At 69.7% G+C, this 22255-nt stretch carries 17 protein-coding genes, 1 pseudogene and 1 riboswitch; of the genes and pseudogenes, 5 read left to right on the top strand and 13 right to left on the bottom strand.

What is annotated here, in order from left to right; genetic code table 11:
- The 9 genes from AB4Y80_RS15635 to AB4Y80_RS15595 form a co-directional block, all read right to left on the bottom strand.
- Positions 1–413: serine dehydratase beta chain (locus AB4Y80_RS15635; RefSeq protein WP_442215267.1), on the bottom strand; the 413-nt coding region annotated here is incomplete at its 3' end.
- Between the two features lie 122 nt (positions 414–535).
- Positions 536–1855, bottom strand: coding sequence for a serine hydroxymethyltransferase (gene glyA / locus AB4Y80_RS15630; RefSeq protein WP_442215266.1), 1320 nt, complete (start codon positions 1853–1855; stop codon positions 536–538).
- The gene (gene gcvH / locus AB4Y80_RS15625) at positions 1852–2235 is read right to left on the bottom strand and encodes a glycine cleavage system protein GcvH (RefSeq protein WP_442215265.1); all 384 of its coding nucleotides are present in this window, start codon (positions 2233–2235) and stop codon (positions 1852–1854) included. The genes glyA and gcvH overlap by 4 nt, the downstream gene beginning before the upstream one ends.
- A 58-nt stretch (positions 2236–2293) precedes the next feature.
- A complete protein-coding gene (gene gcvT, locus AB4Y80_RS15620; protein WP_442215264.1) occupies positions 2294–3457 on the bottom strand; it encodes a glycine cleavage system aminomethyltransferase GcvT in 1164 nt (387 codons plus the stop codon).
- A gap of 13 nt (positions 3458–3470) precedes the next feature.
- Positions 3471–6359, bottom strand: coding sequence for an aminomethyl-transferring glycine dehydrogenase (gene gcvP, locus AB4Y80_RS15615; RefSeq protein ID WP_442215268.1), 2889 nt, complete (start codon positions 6357–6359; stop codon positions 3471–3473).
- A gap of 233 nt (positions 6360–6592) precedes the next feature.
- Positions 6593–6689, bottom strand: a riboswitch (glycine riboswitch).
- Between the two features lie 85 nt (positions 6690–6774).
- The gene (locus tag AB4Y80_RS15610) at positions 6775–7983 is read right to left on the bottom strand and encodes an MFS transporter (protein WP_442215263.1); all 1209 of its coding nucleotides are present in this window, start codon (positions 7981–7983) and stop codon (positions 6775–6777) included.
- Complete coding sequence (locus tag AB4Y80_RS15605; RefSeq protein WP_442215262.1) at positions 7980–8525, bottom strand: DUF488 domain-containing protein; 546 nt, start codon at positions 8523–8525, stop codon at positions 7980–7982. Before AB4Y80_RS15605 ends, AB4Y80_RS15610 begins: the two co-directional genes overlap by 4 nt.
- A 70-nt stretch (positions 8526–8595) precedes the next feature.
- On the bottom strand, positions 8596–10212 hold the full coding sequence (locus AB4Y80_RS15600) for an FG-GAP-like repeat-containing protein (protein WP_442215261.1): 1617 nt from the start codon (positions 10210–10212) through the stop codon (positions 8596–8598).
- A gap of 123 nt (positions 10213–10335) precedes the next feature.
- The gene (locus tag AB4Y80_RS15595; protein ID WP_442215260.1) at positions 10336–10956 is read right to left on the bottom strand and encodes an L-threonylcarbamoyladenylate synthase; all 621 of its coding nucleotides are present in this window, start codon (positions 10954–10956) and stop codon (positions 10336–10338) included.
- A gap of 261 nt (positions 10957–11217) precedes the next feature.
- Here AB4Y80_RS15595 and AB4Y80_RS15590 point away from each other — a divergent pair, with 261 nt between their 5' ends.
- Positions 11218–13587: a transglycosylase domain-containing protein gene (locus AB4Y80_RS15590; RefSeq protein ID WP_442215259.1), complete on the top strand. Its 2370-nt coding sequence runs from the start codon at positions 11218–11220 to the stop codon at positions 13585–13587.
- On the opposite strand, the gene AB4Y80_RS15585 is transcribed toward AB4Y80_RS15590, so the two are convergent.
- Both AB4Y80_RS15585 and AB4Y80_RS15580 read right to left on the bottom strand, forming a co-directional pair.
- Positions 13584–15224: a S53 family peptidase gene (locus AB4Y80_RS15585; protein ID WP_442215258.1), complete on the bottom strand. Its 1641-nt coding sequence runs from the start codon at positions 15222–15224 to the stop codon at positions 13584–13586. The two genes, AB4Y80_RS15590 and AB4Y80_RS15585, sit on opposite strands and share 4 nt — an antisense overlap.
- A gap of 208 nt (positions 15225–15432) precedes the next feature.
- Positions 15433–16071, bottom strand: a complete 639-nt coding sequence (locus tag AB4Y80_RS15580) for a hypothetical protein (RefSeq protein WP_442215257.1) — start codon at positions 16069–16071, stop codon at positions 15433–15435.
- A gap of 234 nt (positions 16072–16305) precedes the next feature.
- Here AB4Y80_RS15580 and AB4Y80_RS15575 point away from each other — a divergent pair, with 234 nt between their 5' ends.
- Both AB4Y80_RS15575 and AB4Y80_RS15570 read left to right on the top strand, forming a co-directional pair.
- Entirely contained in the window at positions 16306–17238 is a 933-nt protein-coding gene (locus tag AB4Y80_RS15575) for an ABC transporter ATP-binding protein (RefSeq protein WP_442215256.1), read from the top strand.
- Positions 17235–18857: an ABC transporter permease gene (locus AB4Y80_RS15570; RefSeq protein ID WP_442215255.1), complete on the top strand. Its 1623-nt coding sequence runs from the start codon at positions 17235–17237 to the stop codon at positions 18855–18857. Before AB4Y80_RS15575 ends, AB4Y80_RS15570 begins: the two co-directional genes overlap by 4 nt.
- On the opposite strand, the gene AB4Y80_RS15565 is transcribed toward AB4Y80_RS15570, so the two are convergent.
- Complete coding sequence (locus AB4Y80_RS15565; RefSeq protein ID WP_442215254.1) at positions 18854–19216, bottom strand: DoxX family protein; 363 nt, start codon at positions 19214–19216, stop codon at positions 18854–18856. The two genes, AB4Y80_RS15570 and AB4Y80_RS15565, sit on opposite strands and share 4 nt — an antisense overlap.
- A gap of 153 nt (positions 19217–19369) precedes the next feature.
- On the opposite strand from AB4Y80_RS15565, the gene AB4Y80_RS15560 reads away from it, so the two are divergent.
- Entirely contained in the window at positions 19370–20095 is a 726-nt protein-coding gene (locus AB4Y80_RS15560) for a TetR/AcrR family transcriptional regulator (protein WP_442215253.1), read from the top strand.
- Positions 20096–20148: 53 nt separating this feature from the next.
- On the opposite strand, the gene cyoE is transcribed toward AB4Y80_RS15560, so the two are convergent.
- Positions 20149–21099 (bottom strand): heme o synthase, encoded by a 951-nt coding sequence (gene cyoE / locus AB4Y80_RS15555; RefSeq protein ID WP_442215252.1) that lies wholly within the window; start codon positions 21097–21099, stop codon positions 20149–20151.
- Positions 21100–21419: 320 nt separating this feature from the next.
- On the opposite strand from cyoE, the pseudogene AB4Y80_RS15550 reads away from it, so the two are divergent.
- A pseudogene (locus AB4Y80_RS15550) lies at positions 21420–22255 on the top strand (hypothetical protein); the annotation flags it as partial.

The following is a 22255-nucleotide window of genomic DNA, read 5'->3' as shown; positions in this document are numbered from 1 at the left end:
ACCGCCCCGGCGTCGTCGCTGACGGTGAACGTCACGGCGTTGGTGTGGCGGGGCAGGATCGTGCGCGGGTGCAGGAGGATGTCCTCGGCCCCGTACGCCAGGGGCACCTGCCCGGCCAGGCGCAGCGGTTCCCCGGCGGCGAAGGCGGCCAGCCGGGACTCGACCTSYTCCGGCAGGATCAAGTCCGGCTCCCGGCCCTCGAGCCCCAGCAGCACCGCGGTCATGGTCCCGTGCCCGCGCCCCGTCGCGGCCAGGGAGCCGTACAAGTCCACCCGCACCGCCGCCACCGCMGSCARCACCCCGGCGGCGCCCAGTTCCCGGGCGAACGCCGCCGCGGCCCGCATCGGACCGACCGTGTGTGAACTCGACGGACCAATACCCACCGAAAACAAATCAAAAACACCAACAGACATGGCAAAAACCTTTCCGAAACGGCGGTGATCGATGTGCCAGAGGAAGCTGGCGCAGGTATCAGGGGCGAATTGAGGGGGGTGCCGGGGTCCCGCCCGGACGGGCAGGACCCCGGCCGGAACCGCTAGGACAGGGCCGCGACGCCGGGGTAGAGCGGATGCGCGGCCGCCAGGGTGGCGACCCGCTCACGCAGGCCGGTGAGGTCGGCGTCGGCGTCGGCGGTCAAGGCCAGGGCGATGATGTCCGCGACCTCGGCGAAGGCGTCCTCGCCAAAGCCGCGGGTGGCCAGGGCCGGGGTGCCGATGCGCAGCCCGGAGGTGACCATCGGTGGACGGGGGTCGAATGGCACGGCGTTGCGGTTAACGGTGATGTCGATGGCCGCCAGCCGGTCCTCGGCCTGCTGCCCGTCAAGGGCGCAGTGGCGCAGGTCCACGAGCACCAGGTGGACGTCGGTGCCGCCGGAGACCACGGAGATCCCCTTGGCCGCAACATCGGCCTGGACCAGCCGTTCGGCCAGGATCCGCGCACCGGCGAGCACCCGCTGCTGGCGCTCCTTGAATTCCGCGGACGCGGCAATCTTGAACGCCACGGCCTTGCCGGCAATGACGTGCTCCAGCGGGCCGCCCTGCTGTCCGGGGAAGACGGCGGAGTTGATCTTCTTGGCGATCTCGGGATCGTTGGAGAGGATGATGCCCCCGCGCGGGCCGGCCAGCGTCTTGTGCGTGGTGGAGGTGGTGACATGCGCGTGCGGCACCGGCGAGGGGTGCAGCCCGGCGGCGACCAGGCCGGCAAAGTGGGCCATGTCCACCATCAGGTAGGCGCCCACCAGGTCGGCGATGCGCCGGAACTCGGCAAAGTCCAGCTGCCGGGCGTACGCGGACCAGCCGGCCACGATCAGCGCCGGCTTGTGCTCCAGGGCCAGCCGCTCCACCTCGGCCATGTCCACCCGGTGGGTGTCCTCACGGACCTGGTAGGGCACCACGTTGTAGAGCCGGCCGGAGAAGTTGATCCTCATCCCGTGGGTCAGGTGGCCACCGTGTGCCAGGTTCAGGCCCATGATGGTGTCGCCCGGCTTGATCAGGGCGTGCATGACGGAGGCGTTGGCCTGGGCGCCGGAGTGGGGTTGGACGTTCGCGTACGCGGCGCCGAAGAGTTCCTTGACCCGGTCAATGGCCAGCTGCTCGATCACGTCGACGTGCTCGCAGCCGCCGTAGTAACGCCGGCCCGGGTAGCCTTCGGCGTACTTGTTGGTCAGCACCGAGCCCTGGGCGGCCATGACGGCCGTGGCGGTGTGGTTCTCCGAGGCGATCATCTCCAGGCCGTCGCGCTGGCGGGTGAGCTCGGCGTCGATCTGCGCCGCAACCTCCGGGTCCAACGCGGCCAGGGACTGATTCAGGCTCGCCGATTCGACCTGCACGAATCCGGCCGCCGTTGCCGCGCTCACAGCTCGCCGCCATTGGCCGCGGCGTACTCGGCCGCGCTGAGCAGCGGACCCTCCGCGCTGACGGAGACCTTGAACAGCCAGCCCGCCCCGTAGGGGTCGCTGTTGATCAGGGCCGGGTCCGCGACGACGTCGGCGTTCAGTTCCGTGATTTCGCCGCTGACGGGCGCGTACAGGTCGGAGACGGACTTGGTGGACTCCACCTCCCCGCACGGCTCCCCGGCGGTGACGGTGGCGCCAACCTCGGGCAGGTCGACATAGACGATGTCGCCGAGGGCGTCGGCGGCCACGGCGGAAATGCCCACGCTGACCGGGCCGGCGCCGTCGCCGGCCACCCATTCGTGTTCGGCGGAGTACTTCAGTTCAGGAGCAACTTTGCTCATGGAGTGATCCTTTCAATTCCTCTTCGGGAAGACTTGTGGTGCAGGGGAGAGGGCTGCGCTACTTTTGGCGCTTGTAGAACGGCAGGGCGACAACCTCGAAGGGTTCGGCCTTGCCGCGCAGGTCAACGTCGAGGGCGGTGCCGAGCCCAGCGTGCTCCACGTCCACATAGGCCAGGGCCACGGCGTGGCCCAGGGTGGGGCTGGGCTGGCCGGAGGTGACCTCCCCGACCACGACGCCGTCCTTCAGGACCGCGTAGTGGCTGCGGCCCGCCCGGCGGCCCAGGCCCTTCAGGCCCACGAGCTTGCGGCCGCTGGTGGTGCCGGCGCCGGCGTCCTTTGTGGCCTGCAGGGCGGCCTTGCCGATGAAGTCGCTGTCCTTGGCCAGTGAGACGACCCCGCCCAGCCCGGCCGAGTAGGGGTTGCCGTTGACGGAGAGTTCGTTGCCGTACAGCGGCATGCCGGCCTCAAGGCGCAGCGAGTCCCGGCTGGCAAGGCCGGCCGGGACCAGTTCCCCGTCGCCCGCCACGGCACGGATGGCCTGCCACAGGGCGGCGGCGTCGTCGTTGCCCACAAAGATTTCAAAACCGTCCTCGCCCGTGTACCCGGTGCGGGCCAGCAGCAGCTCCTGCGTGCCGGCGCCAAATTCAAACGGCACTTCGACGGCGGCGTAGTACTTCAGCTCCGTCACGAGGGCGTGCCGTGCGGCGGGCACCAGCCGGAGCAGGATGTCCTGGGCCTTGGGTCCCTGCACGGCGATCAGCGACGTCTCCGCCGTGGCGTCCGCGACGACCACCTCGAAGCCGGCGGAGCGTTCGGCCAGGGCGGCCGCCACCGTGGCGGCGTTGCCGGCGTTGGGCACGACCAGGAACCGGTCGGTGCCGTCCGCGGCCGCCGGGCGGCGGTACACGATCAAGTCGTCGATGATGCCGCCGTCCTCGCGGCAGATCAGCGAATACTTGGCCTTGCCCACGGACATGGCCGAGATCTTCCCGGCCAGCGCATAGTCCAAGAAGGCGGGCGCCGCGGGGCCGGTGACCCACACCTCGCCCATGTGGGAGAGGTCAAACAGGCCCGCGGCCGTGCGCACGGCGTGGTGTTCGGCCAGTTCGGAGCTGTACTTCAGGGGCATCTGCCAGCCGCCAAAGTCGGTGAAGGAGGCGTCGAGCTTGCGGTGTTCCTCGTAAAGGGCGGTGTGCTTTTCGGCGGTGTGCGTTTCAGTCATCAGGGGGTCCTTGCTACTTCACCAGGGCGGGAATGGGGGCGGCGGCTGTCTCGGCCGGCTCGGAGGCGCTGCCGGAGGAAGTCTCGGCGAAACTGTCGGCGAATTCCTCGATGGGCGGGCAGGAGCAGACCAGGTTGCGGTCGCCGGCCGCGCCGTCGATGCGGCCCACGGGCGGGAAATACTTGTCCTGCCGTGAGGCTCCGGCCGGGAAGGCGGCCTGTTCGCGCGGGTAGCCGCGGTCCCAGGAGCTGCTGACCACGGTTGCGGCGGTGTGCGGGGCGTGCCGCAGCGGGCTGTCCTCGACGGCGAAGTCACCGGCGGCGACCTGGTCGATTTCGGCGCGGATGGCGATCATCGCGGCGATGAAGCGGTCAATCTCGCCCAGGTCCTCGGACTCGGTGGGCTCGACCATCAGCGTCCCGGCCACCGGGAAGGAAAGCGTGGGGGCGTGGAAGCCGAAGTCGATCAGCCGCTTGGCCACGTCCTCGGCGGTGACGCCCGTGCGGGCCGTCAGGTCGCGCAAGTCCAGGATGCACTCGTGCGCCACGAGGCCGGATTCGCCCGTGTAGAGGACGGGGAAGTGCGCGTTCAGCTTCGCGGCAACGTAGTTCGCCGCCAGCAGGGCCGACTTCGTGGCGGCCGTCAGCCCGGCACCGCCCATCAGCTTCACGTAGGCCCAGGAGATGGGCAGCACGCCGGCGGAGCCGAAGCGGGAGGCGGAGATCGGGGCACCGCTTGCCGTGGCCGGGGTCCCGGGCTCGACGGCGGACGCGGCGGCGTCGCCGGGCATGAACGGGGCCAGGTGGGCCTTGGCCGCCACCGGTCCGACGCCGGGTCCGCCGCCGCCGTGCGGGATGCAGAACGTCTTGTGCAGGTTTAGGTGGGACACGTCGCCGCCGAACTTGCCCGGCTGGGCCAGCCCGACCAGGGCGTTGAGGTTGGCCCCGTCGATGTAGACCTGCCCGCCTACGGCGTGCACGGCGTCGCACACGTCGCGGACGTCGGCATCGAAGACGCCGTGYGTGGACGGGTAGGTGATCATGATCGCGGCCAGGACGTCCTTGTGGGAGTCGATCTTGGCGGTGAGGTCGGCGGCGTCGATCGTGCCGTCGGCGGCCGTGGCCACCACCACCACCTTCATCCCGGCCAGCACGGCCGATGCGGCGTTGGTGCCGTGCGCCGAGGCGGGGATCAGGCATACGGTGCGTTGGCTCTCCCCGCGTGATGCGTGGTAGCCGCGGATGGCCAGCAGGCCGGCGAGCTCGCCCTGCGAGCCGGCGTTGGGCTGGATGGAGACCTGATCGTAGCCGGTGATCTCGGCCAGGTCGGCCTCCAGGCCGCTGACCAGTTCGCGCCAGCCGGCCGTTTGGCTCGCCGGGGCGAAGGGGTGGATGGTGGCGAATTCGGGCCAGGAGATGGCCTCCATCTCCACCGTGGCGTTGAGCTTCATGGTGCACGAGCCCAGCGGGATCATGGTGCGATCCAGGGCCAGGTCCCGGTCGGAGAGCTTGCGGATGTAGCGCAGCAGCTGCGTTTCCGAGCGGTGGGTGTTGAACACCGGGTGGGTGAGGAAGTCGCTGGTGCGCAGCACGGACGCCGCCAGCGCGAACTCCGGGTGGCCCATGCCGTCCGCGCCGTCGCCGGCCGGGGCGGCCCCCAGGGCCTCGGCCACACGGGCGACGACGTCCGCCGTCGTGGTCTCGTCGCAGGAGATGCCAACATGGTCGGCATCAATGTGGCGGACGTTGATGCCCTTGGCGGCGATGGCGGCCACGACGGCGGCGGCCCGGCCCGGGACCCGGACGGTGGCCGTGTCAAAGAAGGAGTCGTGGAGGACCTCGACGCCGGCCTGGCGCAGTGCCGTGGCCAGGGTGACGGCGTGGCCGTGCGTGCGGCGCGCGATCGCCTTCAGCCCGTCCGGGCCGTGGTAGACGGCGTAGAAGGAGGAGACGATGGCCAGCAGCGCCTGGGCGGTGCAGATGTTGGAGGTGGCCTTCTCGCGGCGGATGTGCTGCTCGCGGGTTTGCAGGGCCAGGCGGTAGGCGGGGGTGCCGGCGTCGTCCGTGGACACGCCGACCAGGCGCCCGGGCATGGACCGTTCCATGCCCTTGCGCACGGCCATGTACGCCGCGTGCGGGCCGCCGAAGAACAGCGGGACGCCGAAGCGCTGGGTGGTGCCGACGGCGATGTCCGCGCCCTGCTCGCCGGGGGAGGTGATCAGGGTCAGGGCCAGCAGGTCGGCGGCAACCGTGACGAGCGCACCGCGTTCCTTGGCGGCCGCGATGACGGCGGCGTGGTCAAAGACGCGTCCGGAGGCGCCCGGCTGCTGGAGCACGACGCCGTTGACCGGCCCGTCGGGCAGGCCCAGGCTGAGGTCGGCGACCTCCACCGCGAAGCCCAGCGCCTCGGCGCGGCCCCGGACGATGGCGATGGTCTGCGGGAACAGATCGGCGTCAAGGACCGTCTTGGCGTCGGTCGCGGCCTTGTTTTTGTTGGCCCGGCGCATCATCAGCACGGCCTCGGCCACCGCGGTGGCCTCGTCCAGCAGGGACGCGTTGGCGATCGGCAGCCCGGTCAGGTCCTGGACCATGGTCTGGAAGTTCAGCAGCGCCTCGAGGCGGCCCTGGGAGATTTCCGGCTGGTACGGCGTGTAGGCCGTGTACCAGGCAGGGGCCTCAAGGACGTTGCGGCGAATCACGGCGGGCGTGACGGTGTCATAGTAGCCCTGCCCGATCATCTGCACCGCCATGGTGTTTTTGGCGGCAATGGTGCGCAGCGCCGCCAGCACCTGTTCCTCGGTCAGCGCGGCGTCAAGCGCGAGCGGTTTTTCCTGGCGGATGGTGGCCGGAACGGCGCGCTCCACCATGGCGTCAACGCTTTCCTGGCCGATCGCGGCGAGCATGGTGCTGATGTCGGTCTCGCGTCGCGAGCCGATGTGCCGGTCAACGAAGGCGGCGGGGGAATGCTGGGTATGCACGAAGGGAACTCCATTTTGCCGGTGGCACGTGTACCACGTTGGTTTGGGTTCCTCCCCGCTCTGTATTGGACCTGAGAGTTTTCGCGCCCCCCGCTTGGCAGGGTTTCGCTTGCACCGTCGGTGAGCCACGGCTGCCCGTGGCTTCTTTCCAGAGTTGCCTAACCGCGGCGGTACAGGTGCCTGAGAGATTCCCGGGGAGGAATTGCTCCTACGGCGCCCACCAACGTACCGGCAGGACTCTCCCGCCGCAGATAATCAGCACGTGCCACACGCTCGTGACACGGTTCACACTCTATCGGGCATCGCAAATGGACACAAGCCGGCCCCGCTTCGGCACGGTTCACTGCGGGCGTTCGCCGCGGAACAGAGGCACCGCCGCCGCGGCGGCCAGCATGGCCGCACCGCCGAAGACCGTGAGCGCGAACGGGAAACCGGCCGCCAGCACCGCCTGGAAGACCAGGCTGCCGGTGCCGAAACCCAGGAACAGCGAAAACGCCAGCAGGCCCACGGCCACCCCGGTGCGCCCGGGCAAGTCGGTCACGATCCCGCCAAAAAGCGGTTGGGTCATGTCGTAGCCCAGGGACAGGACCGCGATGGCGGCGACGACCGCGGGCAGGGGAGCGTCGGTGGCCAGGACAAGCGAGCAGAGGGCGGCGAGCAGGACGCCGGCCGGGATGATGGCGGCCCGGCCAAAGCGGTCCGCGAGGCGGCCGATCACCGGGCCGCACAGGAACCCGGGCACCCCGTAGCCCAGCAGTGCCAGCCCCACCCCCACCGGGCCAAGGCGAAAGCGATGGACGAGGTAGACGCCCAGCCACGTGTAGATGCCCGAGTGCAGGATGGCGTTCAGGAGCACATAGCCGTAGGTTCGCGCGCCGCGCCGGGTGGCCAGCAGCCGCCAGTACGCGGCCGCGACGGCCGCCCATGGGGACACGTCGGCGGCGGGGCGGGCCGCCGGGAGCAGGGCAACGGCCAGGGCGGCCATGGCGAGGATGCCGGCGCCGGACAGCACGAACAAGCCGCCCCAGCCAACGGCCGGCTCGGCGAGGGCGCCCGCCGTGGAACCCACGGCGATGCCGCCGGCCATGCCGCCGAACAGCCAGCCCAGGGCCCGGCCGCGCTCGGCAAAGGCAAACTCGTCCCCGATCAGGGCCAGAGAGATCGGGACCACCCCGCTGGCCGCGATCCCGGTGGCCACCCGCAGCCAGATGAACGCAGCCGCCGACGGGGCCAGGGCGGTGACGGCGGTCAGGGCGGCAAAGACCACCAGCGAGCCCAGGATGACGGGCCGGCGCCCAATCCGGTCCGACAGCGGCCCCCAAAAGAGCGTCATGAGCCCGTACGGGATCAGGTAGGCCGGAACGGCGAGCCCGACCGTTTCCACGCCGGTGCCAAAGGTCCCAGCCAGCTGGGGCAGGATGGGCGCCACCATGAACGCCTGGGCAAAGGTCACGAACGCCGCGGCGGTCACCAGGGCCAGGAAGGCGCGGCGCCTGCGTCCCGCCGCGGGCACTGCGGGGGGAGAGGTGAGGCCGCCCGGGGCACTCACGCCGTGGCCGATTCCGGCGTTTCGGGCGGGTAGGTGACCGTCGTACCGGACACGCGGGCAAAGGAGGTGAGGGTGTGTGGCTTGGCGGACTTTTCGGTCATGATGTCCAGCACCGTGACCCCGCGCACCAGCAGGGCGTCCCCGACCAGGGAACGGTGGCACCGCCACGGGACGGCCTCGGCACACATGATCGCGGTGGTCCTCTCGCGGCCGCCAAGCACCAGGTGTTCCACGGCCCCGGCGAACTCGGGTGTCTGCATGTAATCGGCATATCCCCGGAAGGACGCGTTGCGCCACGCCCCGTTGGGACTGTCCTTGGCGGCGTGGCGCAAGCCGCCCAGGGCGGGCTCGTGCCGGTAGCCCAGCCCGGCCCGCCCCAACCCCGCCGCCAGGGGCTCGGACCAGAACTGCGGATTATGCGCGGACTTGGGCACGGTGCGGACATCGACCAGGTCCGTGACCCCGTGCGCCACCAGCAGCGCGATGAATTCCTCCAGCGGGTGCGTGGAATGGCCAACCGTGAAAATGGTGATCGAGTCCATGTTTTCCACCCTACTCCCGGGGCGTTTGCGCCCGAGCCGCCGGGAGGGTGCCCGGCCCGCACGGGCGGCGCTAGAAGATCGCGTTCATGGAGTTCCAGCCCTGGCCCACGGCGACGCGCGGGAACCAGCTCGAGTTCCCGTTCCGGCCGTAGAACCACAGGGTCCCGCTGCCGTCCCTGGCCAGGACGTCGGGCGTGCGGTCGCCGTTGAGGTCGCCGGGGCTGAGCACGTAGGTCATGCCGTTCCAGCCGGTGCCCACCTTGACGCGGGGCAGCCAGCCGCCGGCGCCGTTGCCGGGGTAGAGCCACAGCGCGCCGGTGCTGGTTTCGCGGGCCAGCACGTCGGCGGTGCCGTCACCGTTGACATCGCCGGGACCTAGGACGGTATTGAAATTGTTCCAGCCGCTTCCGGCCCGGATGCGCGGCAGCCAGCCGCCGCGGCCGTTGCCCGGGTAGAGCCACAGGACCCCGGTGGTGGTTTCGCGGGCCAGCACGTCAACCTTTTGGTCGCCGTTGAAGTCCCCGGGACCGAAGACGGCGTTGAAGATGTTCCAGCCGCTTCCCACCCGGACCCGGGGCAGCCAGCCGCCGCGGCCGTTGCCCGGGTAGAGCCACAAGAACCCGGTGCTGGTTTCGCGGGCCAGTACGTCCGCCCGGCCATCCCCGCTGAAGTCCCCGACCGTGTCAACGGCGTTGAAGGCCGCCCAGCCGCTGCCGATCCTCACGCCGGCGGCGAACCCGGCCCGGCCGTTGCCGGCGTACAGGCGCAGCTCGCCCGTCGCGCCGGTGCGGGAGAGGACGTCGTTGTTCCAGTCCCCGTTGAAGTCCCCGGTCGATCCGGAGAGGGTGGACCCCGGCATGGCCAGTGCCGTGAAGACATAGGGATCGCAGGTGATGTCGTAGTCGCGGGTGTCGTCGTACCACTGCGAGATGTACACGTGGCCGCCGGAGAAGCTGGGCTGGGTGCACCGGTCCAGGGCCTCGTTCGGGTAGTCCAGCCGCCCGGCCGTCGCCCAGACCGGGACGCCGGGCAGCAGCCAGGAGCCGGTAATGCTTTGCCAGCCGGAGGTGAAGGAATACAGTCCGTAGGCAAATCCGGCGTCGCGCAGGCCGCGCATGAGGCCCTCGATCACGAAGCGGTTCTCGCGTTGTTGGGTCGCCGTGGCGGTGGGCCACGGCTGGGCCGGCCGGGGCTCGACGTCGATCCACACCACCGGGGGCCGGAAGCCCACCGCTGCCAGGGAGGCCACCGCGGCCGCCGCTTCCGCGTAGCCCACATTGGAGAGCTGGCCGGCCCGCGTGGTTGCCGCCCACGGGCCCCGGGTCCGATAGCTCGCCAACTGGGCCGAGGTGGGGAAGCCGGCCATCGTGTAGGCCTGGGCCGGCTTTGAATTGGTCTGGGCCCAACTGACCTGCGCGGCCAGGCACGGATTTTCGGTAAAGGCCAGCCCCTTGGTCAGCCCGATGATGACGAACTGCGAGGAGGCCGGGGGCAGCGGGAGCCCGTATCCGCCCTCCGCCGTGGAGCATTGCGGCCAAGAGATGTCGTGGCCGGAGCGGGAGGCGGCCTGCGCCGGGGCGGCAGCGACCAGAAAGGTCAGAACCAGCGCGGCGCAGGCCATGAGGCCAAGCACCACCTGATGCAGCAACCGCGGATTCACTTGTTCGCTGGGATGACCGGGCATCATCGTCGACCCCTCCACACGTGTGTGAATAGGGTCAAGTCAATCACCACGGGTCGGGCGCCGCCAGAGGTCCGGGCGCAAAAGTTTCGAAGCCGGCCTATTCGAACCTTGCTTATTCGAAGCGGCCTATTCGAACCTGGCCGGGTCGCCCATGCCGCGGCGGACCACTTCGGCGTAGCCGCTGGAAAAGTCCACCACGGTGGTGGGCTCCGCGCCCACGTCCCCGGAGTCGATGACGGCGTCGATCACGTGGTCCAGGCGTTCCTTGATCTCCCAGCCCTGCGTCAGGGGCACCTCCTCATCCGGCAGCAGCAGGGTGCTGGAGAGCAGGGGCTCGCCCAGCTCGGTCAGGATGGCCTGGATCAGGTGGCTCTTGGGGATCCGCACGCCCACCGTTTTCTTCTTCGGATGTGCCAGCCGCCGCGGCACCTCATGGGTTGCCGGCAGGATGAAAGTGTAGGGCCCGGGCGTGACGGCCTTGATGCTGCGGAAGATATCATTGTCCACCATCACGAACTGGCCCAGCTGGGCAAAGTCCTTGCACACCAGCGTGAAGTGGTGCTTGCCGTCCAGGTGGCGGATGCGCCGAATCCTCTCCAGCGCGTCCCGATTGCCCAACTGGGCGCCCAGGGCGTAGCAGGAATCCGTGGGGTAGGCGATGAGCCCCCCGGACTGGATGAGCTGGACGATCTGGCTGACCATGCGGGGCTGCGGATCGTCGGGGTGGACGTCAAAAAACTTTGCCATGCCCCGAGCCTACGTCCCGACCCCCCGCGATGCCCGCATTGGCGGGGAATTTTGCGCGTTCCAGGCGGCATATTCGCGCGCATTAACCCGCGCTTCGTGGCGAATACCCAGCAAACTCCAAACAAAGCGAGGCATTCTTAAGAGCCGCCGGTGTCTGCGGCCGCGCGCCGGTCACCCGGCGGGACGCGGGAATGGCACCAGGGTACGGCGTGCACGTAAGAGGGCGCGCACTCATACGGCGCGCGACGGAAATGGCGGACAGTGGGCACGAGACAAGGCGCGGGATCAAGGGAACGAACGCTCGGATGGCCGGTAGCGGCCATCCTGCGGATGCTCGTGGTCTGCGCCCTGTGCGGCGTCCTCGTCGCCGCCCTGTTCACGCCCGCCGTGGCCGTGGCCACCATCGCCGTGACCGGCACCGGCAATGTGTTGGGCGCCTCGCCGGACACCCTGGACCCGCAGCCCCCGGCGCAGTCCACCACCGTCCTGGCCAATGACGGGTCCGTGATCGCCTCCTTCTATTCACAGGACCGGGAGCCGGTCACCTTGGCGCAGATGTCCCCGTTCATCAAGAACGGCATCGTCGCCATTGAGGATGCCCGGTTTTACGAGCATGGCGGGATTGATCCCACCAGCATTTTGCGCGCACTGGCCGCCACCGTGGCCGGCGGGCGCGAGGGCGCCTCAACCATCACCCAGCAGTACGTGAACAACGTCCTGATCGAAAAGCTCGTCTCCGAGGGCAAGACGGAGCAGGCGAAGCTGGGGGCCCAGAAGACGCTGGCGGACAAGCTGCGTGAAATTCGCATGGCCATCGCGCTGGAGAAGACGGAATCCAAGGACGCGATCCTGCAGGGATACCTGAACTTGATCTACTTCGGCAACGGCGCCTACGGCATCCAGGCCGCCGCCAAGCTCTATTTCAATACCACGGCCAAGGACCTCACGTTGCCGCAGGCCGCCGCGCTGGCGGGCGTGGTGAACAGCCCCACGTACTACGACCCGCTCACCCAGCCCGGACATGTGGTGACCCGGCGCAATGCCGTGCTGGCCAACATGCTCAAACAGCACACCATCACGCAAAAGGAATACACCGACGCCGTGGCCGCGAAACTGGTGTTGCATGTGGTCCGTTCCGCCCAGGGCTGCGTCGCGGCCCCCACGGCCCCGTACTTTTGCGACTACGTCCAGCAACTGGTCCTCAACGACCCCGCCTACGGCGCCACGGTCGAGGACCGCACGAAGTTCCTGTACCAGGGCGGGCTGACCATCAAGACCACGCTGGATCCGGCCCTGCAAAAGGTGGCGCAACAACAGGTCCATGCCACCATGTCCGCGACCGATCCGCTCCAGCGCGGGGCCGCCGTCGTCAGCGTCCAACCCGCCACCGGGAAGGTGCTGACCATGGCGCAAAATACCGTCTACAACCCCGCCACCAAGCCGGGCAACTACATGGGAAACTTTGCTTTGCCGGCCAAGGACAAGGCGGGGGCGCCGCTGCACGGGGCAGGCGGCTTCCCGATCGGCTCCACCTTCAAGCCGATCGTCTTCGCCGAATGGTTGCATTCCGGCCATTCGATGATGACGATGATCGACGGGGCCGTGCGCCGGTACCCCGTCGGCTATCCCTGGAAGAACTCCTGCGGGAGCACCACGGGAGTGTATGACCCGGCGGCCGGCACCGTCCTGCTGCCCAATGACGATCCCGACCACTACTACCCGCAGACGGCCATGGAAGGCCTGTACAACTCGATCAACACCATCACCTTCCAGACCGCGACGCAGCTGGATTTCTGCAACATCCAGAAGATGGCGACGGCGGCCGGCATCAGCGACGGCGCCACGAACAAGCCGTACAACGTATCGGAAATCGCCAACCTGATCGGCACCCAAAGCGTGGCGCCGATCAACATGGCCACCATGATGGCCACGTTCGCCAGCGGCGGGGTGCGCTGTGACCCCGTGGCACTGGTCTCCGTGACGGACAGCACCGGCAAGAAATACCCCGTGCCGGGCGCCAACTGCCAGCGGACCATGTCCAAGGACGTGGCCAACGGGGTGAAGTATGCCCTGCAGCAAATGCTCACGAAGGGCTCCGGCTACCTGATCCCGCTCACTGACAAGAGCAGCGCCTTCGCCAAGACCGGGACCACGGACCACAACGTCGACACCTGGACCATCGGGGCAACCTCCGGCATTGCGACGGCGTCGTGGTTCGGCAGCTACCAGGGCAACGACCAGAAGTGGTGGAACCAGGACATTACCATCAACGGACGCTACTGGCCCGTGGTCGACGGCGCCAACCTGGCCGGCACGCAATGGGCGGCCGTCATGAACGCCGCCGCCGCAAAACGCGCGTACGCGCCGGCCCCGCTGGCGCAGCCGCCCGCAGCCATGCTGGCCTCCACCCCGCCGCTGGTGGCCGGGGTCAATGATCCCAAGGCCGGCGACGTCCAACCGCCGCCGGCCCCGGCGAGCCAGGCGCCGGCCGCCCCGCCCGCCGTGGAGGCTCCGGCGACCAAGGCACCCGTGCGGCCCCCGGCGAGCGGGGCACCCCGGGCCCCCGCACCGCCGGTGATCCCGATGCCGCCGATGCCGAAACCACCGGCCGGCCTGCCCGGCGGCAACTAGCGGGTCAGCAGGGCCAGCAGTGCGGTGCCGTCCGGTACCCCCAGCCCAGTGCAGGCGTCAAAGCCGACCGTCGCGTGGTAGCCGCCGTTGCTGCCCTTGGTGACGTCCCGAAAGCCGGGGGTGCGGTGACCGGTCTTGACGTTCTTGTACAGGGCCGGCTGCAACTGGCCGAAGCCGTGGCCGGCGGACTGGGCAAAACGGGCGATCAGCGCCGCCCACAGGGGGGCAACCGCGCTGGTGCCGCCGATGACCATGTCCACCCCGTCGACGCGGACCTGATAGCCGGTTTGCGGATCGGCGACGGCGGCCACGTCCGGCACCGCCCGACCGGCCGGGGCCGCCGGGTGCCCGGAGCCGGACTTGACCTTGACATGCGCCTGCCACGGCGGCAGCGGGAACGCGTCGCTGACCCCGCCGCCCGTGGCCGAGCTGGCGGAGTTGTTCCAGACGGTCTCGGCGGACACCTTGCCGGTGGCCGGATCGGCGCTCAGCCGGGTCCCGCCGCAGGCCAGCGCGTGCGGGCTCGAGGCCGGGAAGTCGGCGTGGTTCCGCCCGTCTGCGGAGCCGTCGGCGCTGCCGTTGTCGCCGGCGGCGGCGGTCGCCGTGGCACCCAGCAGGGCAGCATCCTCGAGCGCCGCGTCAAAGGCCGCCCGCGCCTGCTCCGTCCACTCGTCCTCGTTCAGGCCCCAGCTGATGCTGATGGCGGCGGGGGTGGGCGCGTCGTGGGCGGCCTGGCTGAGTGCGTCCAGGAAACCGGCATCGGTGTTGGGTGCGAAGTAGACCTTGATGGCGGCCCCGGGCGCCAAGGCCCCGGCCACCTCGATGTCCAGCAGCACCTCGCCGTCTGCGCCCTGCGGGTCCTGGCCGGGGACATTGACGCCTCCGTCGACTCCCACCGCGGTAACCGTGGGGCCGGTCATGCCCAGGCCGGCAAAATAGGCGTCGAGGTCGGCCTGGCCGAAGCCCCCGCCCAGCTCGAGGATGGCGATGGTCTGCCCCGACCCGTCCGTGCCGGCGGGGAAGTCGTAGACGAGCCCCAATTCCAAGGGCGTGTAGCTGGAGCTTGTGGCCAGTGCGGGGGCTACGTGAAACTGGGGCCGGGACGCCGGCCTGTCATCGAGGCCCAGAACGGCGGTGATCACCCCGTCCAGTTCCGCGGGCACGCTGAGGCTGCCGGTGCGGTGGCGATGGGTGACCGGCTCCTGGTTGGGGGCCACGCTGGTGACCATTTGCAGCCGGGTGCCGAAAATGGTGCACAGCAGTTCGACTGTTCCGGCCACGCGGAGCCGGCGGGAGGCCGCATCGGTGTCGCTGACCGTTGCGCCGAGTCCGGTCAGGGTCTTGGTGACGAGTTCGACGTCGTTCGGGGACGCCCCGTATTCGGCCAGTTCGGCCTTGGTCATCCGGGCCGCCAGGGCGCCCTCGGGTACGGGCTTGGCGCGGCGCAGGACCACCGTCACCTCGATCTGCTGGTCGTCGAGGTAGGCGTCCGCACCCGGGGCACCGGCTGCCAGGTGGATGGCCTGTGGCGCCGGGCCGCGGCTGCTGCCGGGCAGCGGCACCAATTCAGGACCGGTGGGTGTGGCCGCATGCTTGCCGCGGGGCCGGTCGTTCGCGGGCTGGTCTTCCTTGGGCATTGCGATCCCCATTCCATCAATTTCCGTCAATATAAATCGATATCAATCAATACCACTCACTACCGAATGGTCGGCCGCGCCGTGGGTGCCGCCGTTGTGGTGCCGGAGGGTGCTCTCCGCCGCCCGGCGGAATCACGCCCTCAGGGTGATGGTACGCGCCTGCGGAAACCAAGCAACAGCGTCCGGGCGCAATTCATCTCCCCGGGCGTCAGGGGGCCGCCGCCGCGGCGGCCTGCTCGGCGCGCCGGAACGCCGCCTCCAGGCTGGCGATGGCCTCCCGGTAGTCCGGGCCGGCGGGGGTGTCGGTTGCGGCGGGGCTGCCGTTTGCGGTGGCGACGGCTGCGGCGTCGGTTGGGGTGGGGGCGCGGCGCAGCTCCTCGGCCAGGGCGACGGCCTTGACCAGCGCGGATGTCTCCGGGATCCGGACGTCGTTCATGGCCGGAAAGTCGATGGCGGCCGCAGGGTCCAGCGAATAGCGGCTCCAGCGTGTGAGCACGACGTCGTGCCGTGCGGCCAGGGCCGCGTGCTCGGCGGCCTGCCGGGACCGGGCCGCGTCTGCCGCGCGCACGGCCATGCGGCGTGAGACAAGCCGGTTGGCCCAAAACCATGTGCCCGCAGCGGCCAGCGTGAGGGCGGCGCCGGCCCAGCGGTTCGCGACCGCCGTGAGCAGCACGGCCGGGACCAGGACGCACAGGCCCGCAAAGCCGTACCAAAACCTGGTGTCGGGATCCTGCTCCAGCGCCGGACGGGTCTTCACGAGCCACACCGTGGCGGCCGTTGCCAACACCACCAGTGCCGCCAGACCCGCCAGCAGTACCAGCCCGGCAAGGGTTGCAATGACCATCACGGCACCTCCCGATCACGGTCCGGGACCGCCCGTTCCGGACGCTTGGGAATTCCTCCGGCGTCACACAGGCACCGGTTCCCTTACCCTCCATTGCAGGCCCTTCGCGCGCTTTGGTCAAGCCTTCGGTCAGGCCCTCGCTCAAGGGTTCCCTCAGGCGGGCCGGTTACCTCGGGCGGCTGTGCAGGTGTCGGGACGCTCTTAACATCGCGGGCCCACAGGGGTAGCGTCGCGTCCATGGGCACCGTGATTGAAACGCAGGGACTGGTCAAGAGATACGGCAAGGTGCGCGCCCTGGACGGCCTGGACCTTGCCGTGGAGGCGGGGGAGATCCACGGCTTCCTGGGGCCAAACGGCGCCGGGAAGTCCACCACCTTGCGGGTGTTGCTTGGACTGGCCCGGGCCGACGGCGGAACGGCGACCGTCTTTGGCCGCCATCCCTGGAACGACGCCGTCGAACTCCACCGGCGCATCGCGTACGTGCCCGGCGACGTGAGCCTGTGGCCCAATTTGAGCGGCGGCGAGGCGATCGACCTCATCAGCCGGCTGCGCGGGGGGACCCGGGACAAGGCCGCCTATGCGGCCCGGAAGGCGCGGCTGGCGGACGTCTTTGAATTCGACCCGGCCAAGAAGGGCCGCACGTATTCCAAGGGAAACCGGCAAAAAGTGGCGTTGATCGCCGCGTTTGTCACGCCGGCGGACCTCTACGTCCTGGACGAGCCCACCAGCGGGCTGGATCCGCTCATGGAAGCCGTCTTCAACCGGGAGATCGCCCGGGTGGCAGCGGACGGGGCCACCGTGCTCCTCTCCAGCCACATCCTCTCCGAGGTGGAAGCGCTGTGCCACCGGGTCAGCATCATCCGCGAGGGGAAGACCGTGGATAGCGGAACGCTGGATTCGCTGCGGCACCTCACCCGCAGCGAGGTGGAGTTCGCCGCCGACGGCCTCGGTGCGGAGCAGCTGGCGGGCATCCCGTACAGCCACGATCTCAGGGTGGCCGGCGGCCGCGTCCGATTCACCGTGGACAGCGTCCAGCTCGCGGCCGTGCTGCCGGCCGTCGCCGCGCTCAACGCCCAGGGCCTGACGATCAATCCGCCGTCGCTGGAGGAGCTGTTCCTGCGCCACTACGGGGACGAACTCGCCGCCGACGGCGTGACGGGCGCGCCATGAACACCCTGGGCACCCTGGTGCGCCAGCGGCTGCGGCGGGACCGCTGGCAGCTGGTCCTGTGGATCGCCGGCACCGGGCTGCTTGGGCTCTTCTCCGCCACCGCGATCGCGCAGTCGTTCGGTGACGCCGCCGGACGCGCCAACATCCTGGCCCTGGCCGTGAGCACCCCGGCCATCCTCATGGTCCGCGGCCTGCCCCAAGGGGCCGGGCTCGGGCCTTTCACCTTCTTTGAGATCTACACTTTCCTGGCCCTGCTGGCCGGGCTGATGAGCACGTTCCTGGCCGTCCGCCACACCCGCGCCGAGGAGGAGTCGGGCCGGGCCGAGCTGCTGGCCGCCACCCCCGCCGCGCGGAATCTGGCCACGGCCGCCACGGTGGTCCACGGCGTCCTGGCCAACCTCGGCATGGCCGTTGCCGTTGCCCTCGGCTTCCTGGCCGGACGGCTCGACGTCGGCGGATCTGTCTGCGCCGGCGTCGCCGTGGGCGCGGCCGGGCTGTCGTTTTTCGGGGTGGGCCTGCTGGCTGCGGAATTCATGCGGACCTCGCGCGGGGCCAACGGGGTCGCGGCAGGCGCCGTCGTGCTCGGGTACTTTCTGCGCGGCATCGGCGATGCCTCCTCCAGCGCCGGCGCCGACGCCCTGCACCGCGTGGCCGGCTGGCCGAGTTGGATTTCGCCCATCGGCTGGGGGCAGCAGGTGGCCGCCTTTGGGGCCAATGACTACCTGCCGCTGTTGCTCAACGCCGTGTTCGCCGCCGCCTGCGTGCTGGCGGTGTTCGTGCTGCAATCACGCCGGGACACCGGCGCCAGCCTGCTGACCGGCCGGGCGGGCCGACCAGCGGCGCGCGGCTGGCTCAACGGCACGCCCGCCCTGGCCTGGCGGCTGCAATGGCCGAGCATTCTCGGCTGGTGCGTGGGCGGCGCGGCGACCGGCCTCCTGGCCGGATCGCTCTCCTCCCTGGTCGCGCAGATCAACAGCTCCGATGAGGCGGTCCTGAACACCCTGGCGAAAATGGTGCCCGGGACCACGCAGACGCCCACCCAGCTGCTGCTCGCGGTGATGTTCAGCATCGTGGGCGTCATGGCCGCCGCCTGCGCCGTCCAGGCGGTGATCCGGCTGCGCCAGGAGGAGTCCGGCGGCACGGCGGAGCTGCTGTTGGCAGCGCCGGTCAGCCGGGTCAGATGGCTGGCGGACTACCTGTTCCTGGGCGTCGTCGCCGTGGTGCTCGTGCTGCTGTCCGCCGCCGTCTTTGCCATGGTGTCCGCCGTCGGCGCGGGGGAGCCGGCCGGCCCGGCCGGGGACGCGTTTGCCGCCGCGGCGGCCCAGCTGCCGGCCGGGCTGGTCTACCTTGGCGTGGTGGCGCTGCTCTTTGTGCTGCTGCCGGGCGGCGCCACCGCGGCCGGGTGGTCGGTGCTGGGCCTCGGCGTCGTGCTCGGCATCTTTGGCAGCATGGTGGGCCTGCCCGACTGGGCCCAGAAGCTCTCACCCTTCCAACACACGCCCGTCCCGTTCGGGGCCGGCGCCGACTGGAGCGGCGGGATCTGGATGCTGGTGATCGCCGTCGCCGCCGCGGCCGTTGCGGTGCGCCTCATGCGCCGGCGCGAGCTCCACACGACCTAGCCGGCCAGGCGGCCCCAGGCCACGACGGCCGCGAGCAGAAACAGGACGGCATTGATGCCGACACCGCTGAACTCCTTGTGCCGCAGGTGGTAGACGGCGGCCAGGACCATGACGGCGGCCAGTCCGACGGCGGCCAGTGGCGTAAGTATGGGGGCGATTCCCGTGGCGAGCGGAAGGACCAGTCCAATCGCGGCCAACAGTTCAACGGCTCCCACCAGGCGGACCACGCCGGCGGGATAGTGATTCACCCACGACATCTTCTGTGCCAGCGTGGCAATGGGTCGCGTGGACTTCATGACGCCGGCCAGGAGGAACATGCAGGCCAGCAGTATTTGGACAATCCAAAGGAAAACGTTCATGGGGCTCTCGATCACGGGAAGTGGTGAAACGGAGACACGTGTCCGTTTCCTAACGGGGTGGTAACCGCGCAAGCGGGGAATGTATTCCACCATGCCGGACTGTGGACGCGAATCCCGGGCCGCGCACGGCTTTGGCAGGCCTAGAATCGGACCATGGTGGAGACGGAAGCTCACGTGCCGGGCGGCCCTGCAGACCGCGGGTCGGCACCCTCCCTGCGTTCGGATGCGGCGCGGAACCGTGCGAGCATCGTGGCGGCCGCGGCCGCGGTCTTTGCCGAACAGGGCATTGAGGCGCCGTTGACGGATGTGGCCAGGCGCGCCGGCGTAGGGATCGCCACGCTGTACCGCCGGTTCCCCGATCGGGACCGGCTCATTGACGCGGTGTTTGCCGGCAAGATGGGCGATTATGCGGGCGTGGCAGATGACGCTCTGGCCATGGCGGACCCCTGGACGGGCTTTTGCTGGTACGTGCATACGGTGTGCGCCATGCAGTCGGCAGACCACGGCTTCATGAACGTGTTGTCAACGCGTTTCCCCAGCGAGAACGCCGCCGCCCTGGAAGCCCAGCGGGTACGTGCCTTTCGCGGGTTTAACCGGTTGGTGGCGCTGGCCAAAAAAACCGGGAGGCTGCGTGCTGACTTCTCCGACCGCGATCTGCCCATGCTGCTGATGGCGCACGCCGGCATCGTCGAGGCCACCGGCAATACCGTACCGGAACTCTCGGCGCGATTTGTGGCCTATATGATCGAGGCCTTCAGCGCGGGACCCGATTTACGCGCGGCCCTGCCCAACCCGCCCCGTGCGAGTGCCCTCCAGGCGGCCATGGCGCGGTCCGGCAACTGTATTTCGGACGGCGCCCCAACAGCGGGCCCGGACTAGTCCACGCGGGCGTGGGCTGCCTGTCCAACGTCCCTGCCGAGTCCTTGCCCCTGTTATGGCAGGCGGGGACCGACGGCAAGCATGACCGAGACGGCCGTCATCACCATGAGCGAGTAGCGGAACATCATCCGGGCCCAGCCGTAGCTGTCCGCTGCCGTCACGCCGCGCACGGCCAGCACGATCCAGCCGGCCCCCAACAGCCCCATGACGGCCGTGTAGCTGGCCCCGACGTAGCCAAGCAGCTGCGGCAGCAGGGACACAAGCACAAAGGCCACCGTGTAGACCAGGATCTGGATCTTGGTTCGGGGGATGCCCCGCACCACCGAAATGACCGGCACATTCGCCCGGGCATATTCGTCCCGCCGGTAGATGGCAATGGAGTAAAAGGCGGGCAACTGCCACAAGAAGAGCATGAGGAACGCCACCGCCCCACCGGCGTCGAGCACCCCCGCAGCCCCCACATATCCGCCCAGAATAGGGGCGGCCCCGGAAAGGCTGCCCACCAGCGTGCCATGGACGGACATCCGTTTTGAGAGCATCCCGTACAACACCACATAGGCCAGGAAGCCGCCCACCCCGACCGCGACAACCAGCCAATTGGTCCAGGCAACCAGCATGGCCATGCCTGCCACGCCAAGGGCGGCCGCAAAGATGACGGCATGGCGGGCGCCCACGCCCCCGGTGACGGTGGCCCGCTTCTTGGTGCGCGCCATGACCGTGTCAATGTCCCGGTCCAACACATTGTTCAGCGCGCAGGCGGAGGCGATCACAAGGGTCGTGCCGAGGCAGACGACCAGGAACAACACAATGTTGATCCGGCCCGGGCTGGCAAACAGGAATCCCGCGGCGGCCGTCAGGACGTTTCCGTAAAGAACTCGCGGCTTGGTCAGCGAGTAGTAGCGCACCGCGGTGTGGAGCAGCGACGTACCGGTGGCCCGGGCGGCGAGGGCGCCATCCGTTCCATCGATGGGTGGCGTGGGCGACGGGGGACGGCGCGGTGGCATGGGTCGGACTCCAATCAGGGCGTAGGCCAACCCAGCTTATCGGGCGGGGACGGCAACAATTTCTGGTGTGGGGCGCGTTACAGCAATTCCCTGCCGCGTCAGCTCCCCTCCCTCCGCCCCGTCGAACTGACAGCTCCTGCGGGTGTGCCCGTTGCCGGCCCGTGGTGATCGGCCTCGCCGCGACCTCGGGAGGCTGTTGAGCTGGCAGCTCCTGCGGGTGTGCCGGACGTGTCGGTCCCGGCGGGCAGAATTCATGCCAATGTAGAAGATAAATACATGAAGCTATTCCACTATTAGAACAAAGTGGGTAGGGTGGGATCATGGGCACGACGGATCGGCCCGGTAGCAGCGGGGACTCCACCCCCACCGGACCGTCGCATCTGGATCGTCACCCCGGCCGCCGGCCGGAGGACGATGAGCCATGGCTCACCGACGATCAGTTGGCCGCCCTGATCGCCACCGACCCCCTCGCCCACGAGCCCTGGGCCGGCTTCAGCGCCGCGGAACTGGCCTGGCACCTGGCCGCCGGCTCCTTCGCCGAGGAGGACCCCGGCGCCGAGCTCAGCGACGCCGACATCGCCCGCCTCATCGCCACCGCCCCCGTCGACGACTACCCCGCAACCGCCGAGCACCCCGAAACCACCAACCACCCCGAGACCGCCGAGGACTACCCCGACGCCGTCCTTCTTCCGTCCGTCCCCGCTGCGGGCGGGAAGCTGTTTCCGGTGCCGGTGGTCCCCGCGCCGTGGGCGGATCCGGGCCAGGCGGATCCGGCCCTCTCCCGGCCCGGGCCCGGGGTGGCGGCCCGGGTCCGGATGCTCCGGGCCGCGGTCCCGGACCTGCCCACCGCACCCCGGCCAAACAATCCGGCCGGGGTGGTGTGGTCCCCGGTCCCCGGGGCGGACGCCCTGGCCGGCCTGGACCCGGCCGCCCTGGGCGAAAACGACCTGCTGGACTACGTGCACTCGGCAAACCGGCTCGCGGCCTGGGCCCGGGGCCGGGAAGCGACCGCCCTGGCCGTCTTCGCCACCCGCCGCCCGCCCCTGGCCGGGGAAGACCCCGCCACCGACCCCGCCTACCGCTCCCGCTACGCGGACGCGGAAATCATGGCCCTGTACGCGATCGGCCGCGGCCGCGCCCACACCCTCCTGGATCA

This window comes from Specibacter sp. RAF43 (assembly GCF_052114065.1).
Classification (GTDB): Bacteria; Actinomycetota; Actinomycetes; order Actinomycetales; family Micrococcaceae; genus Specibacter.
The sequence above is the reverse complement of the archived record's forward strand: the minus strand, read 5'-3'. Positions and strand labels throughout refer to the sequence as shown.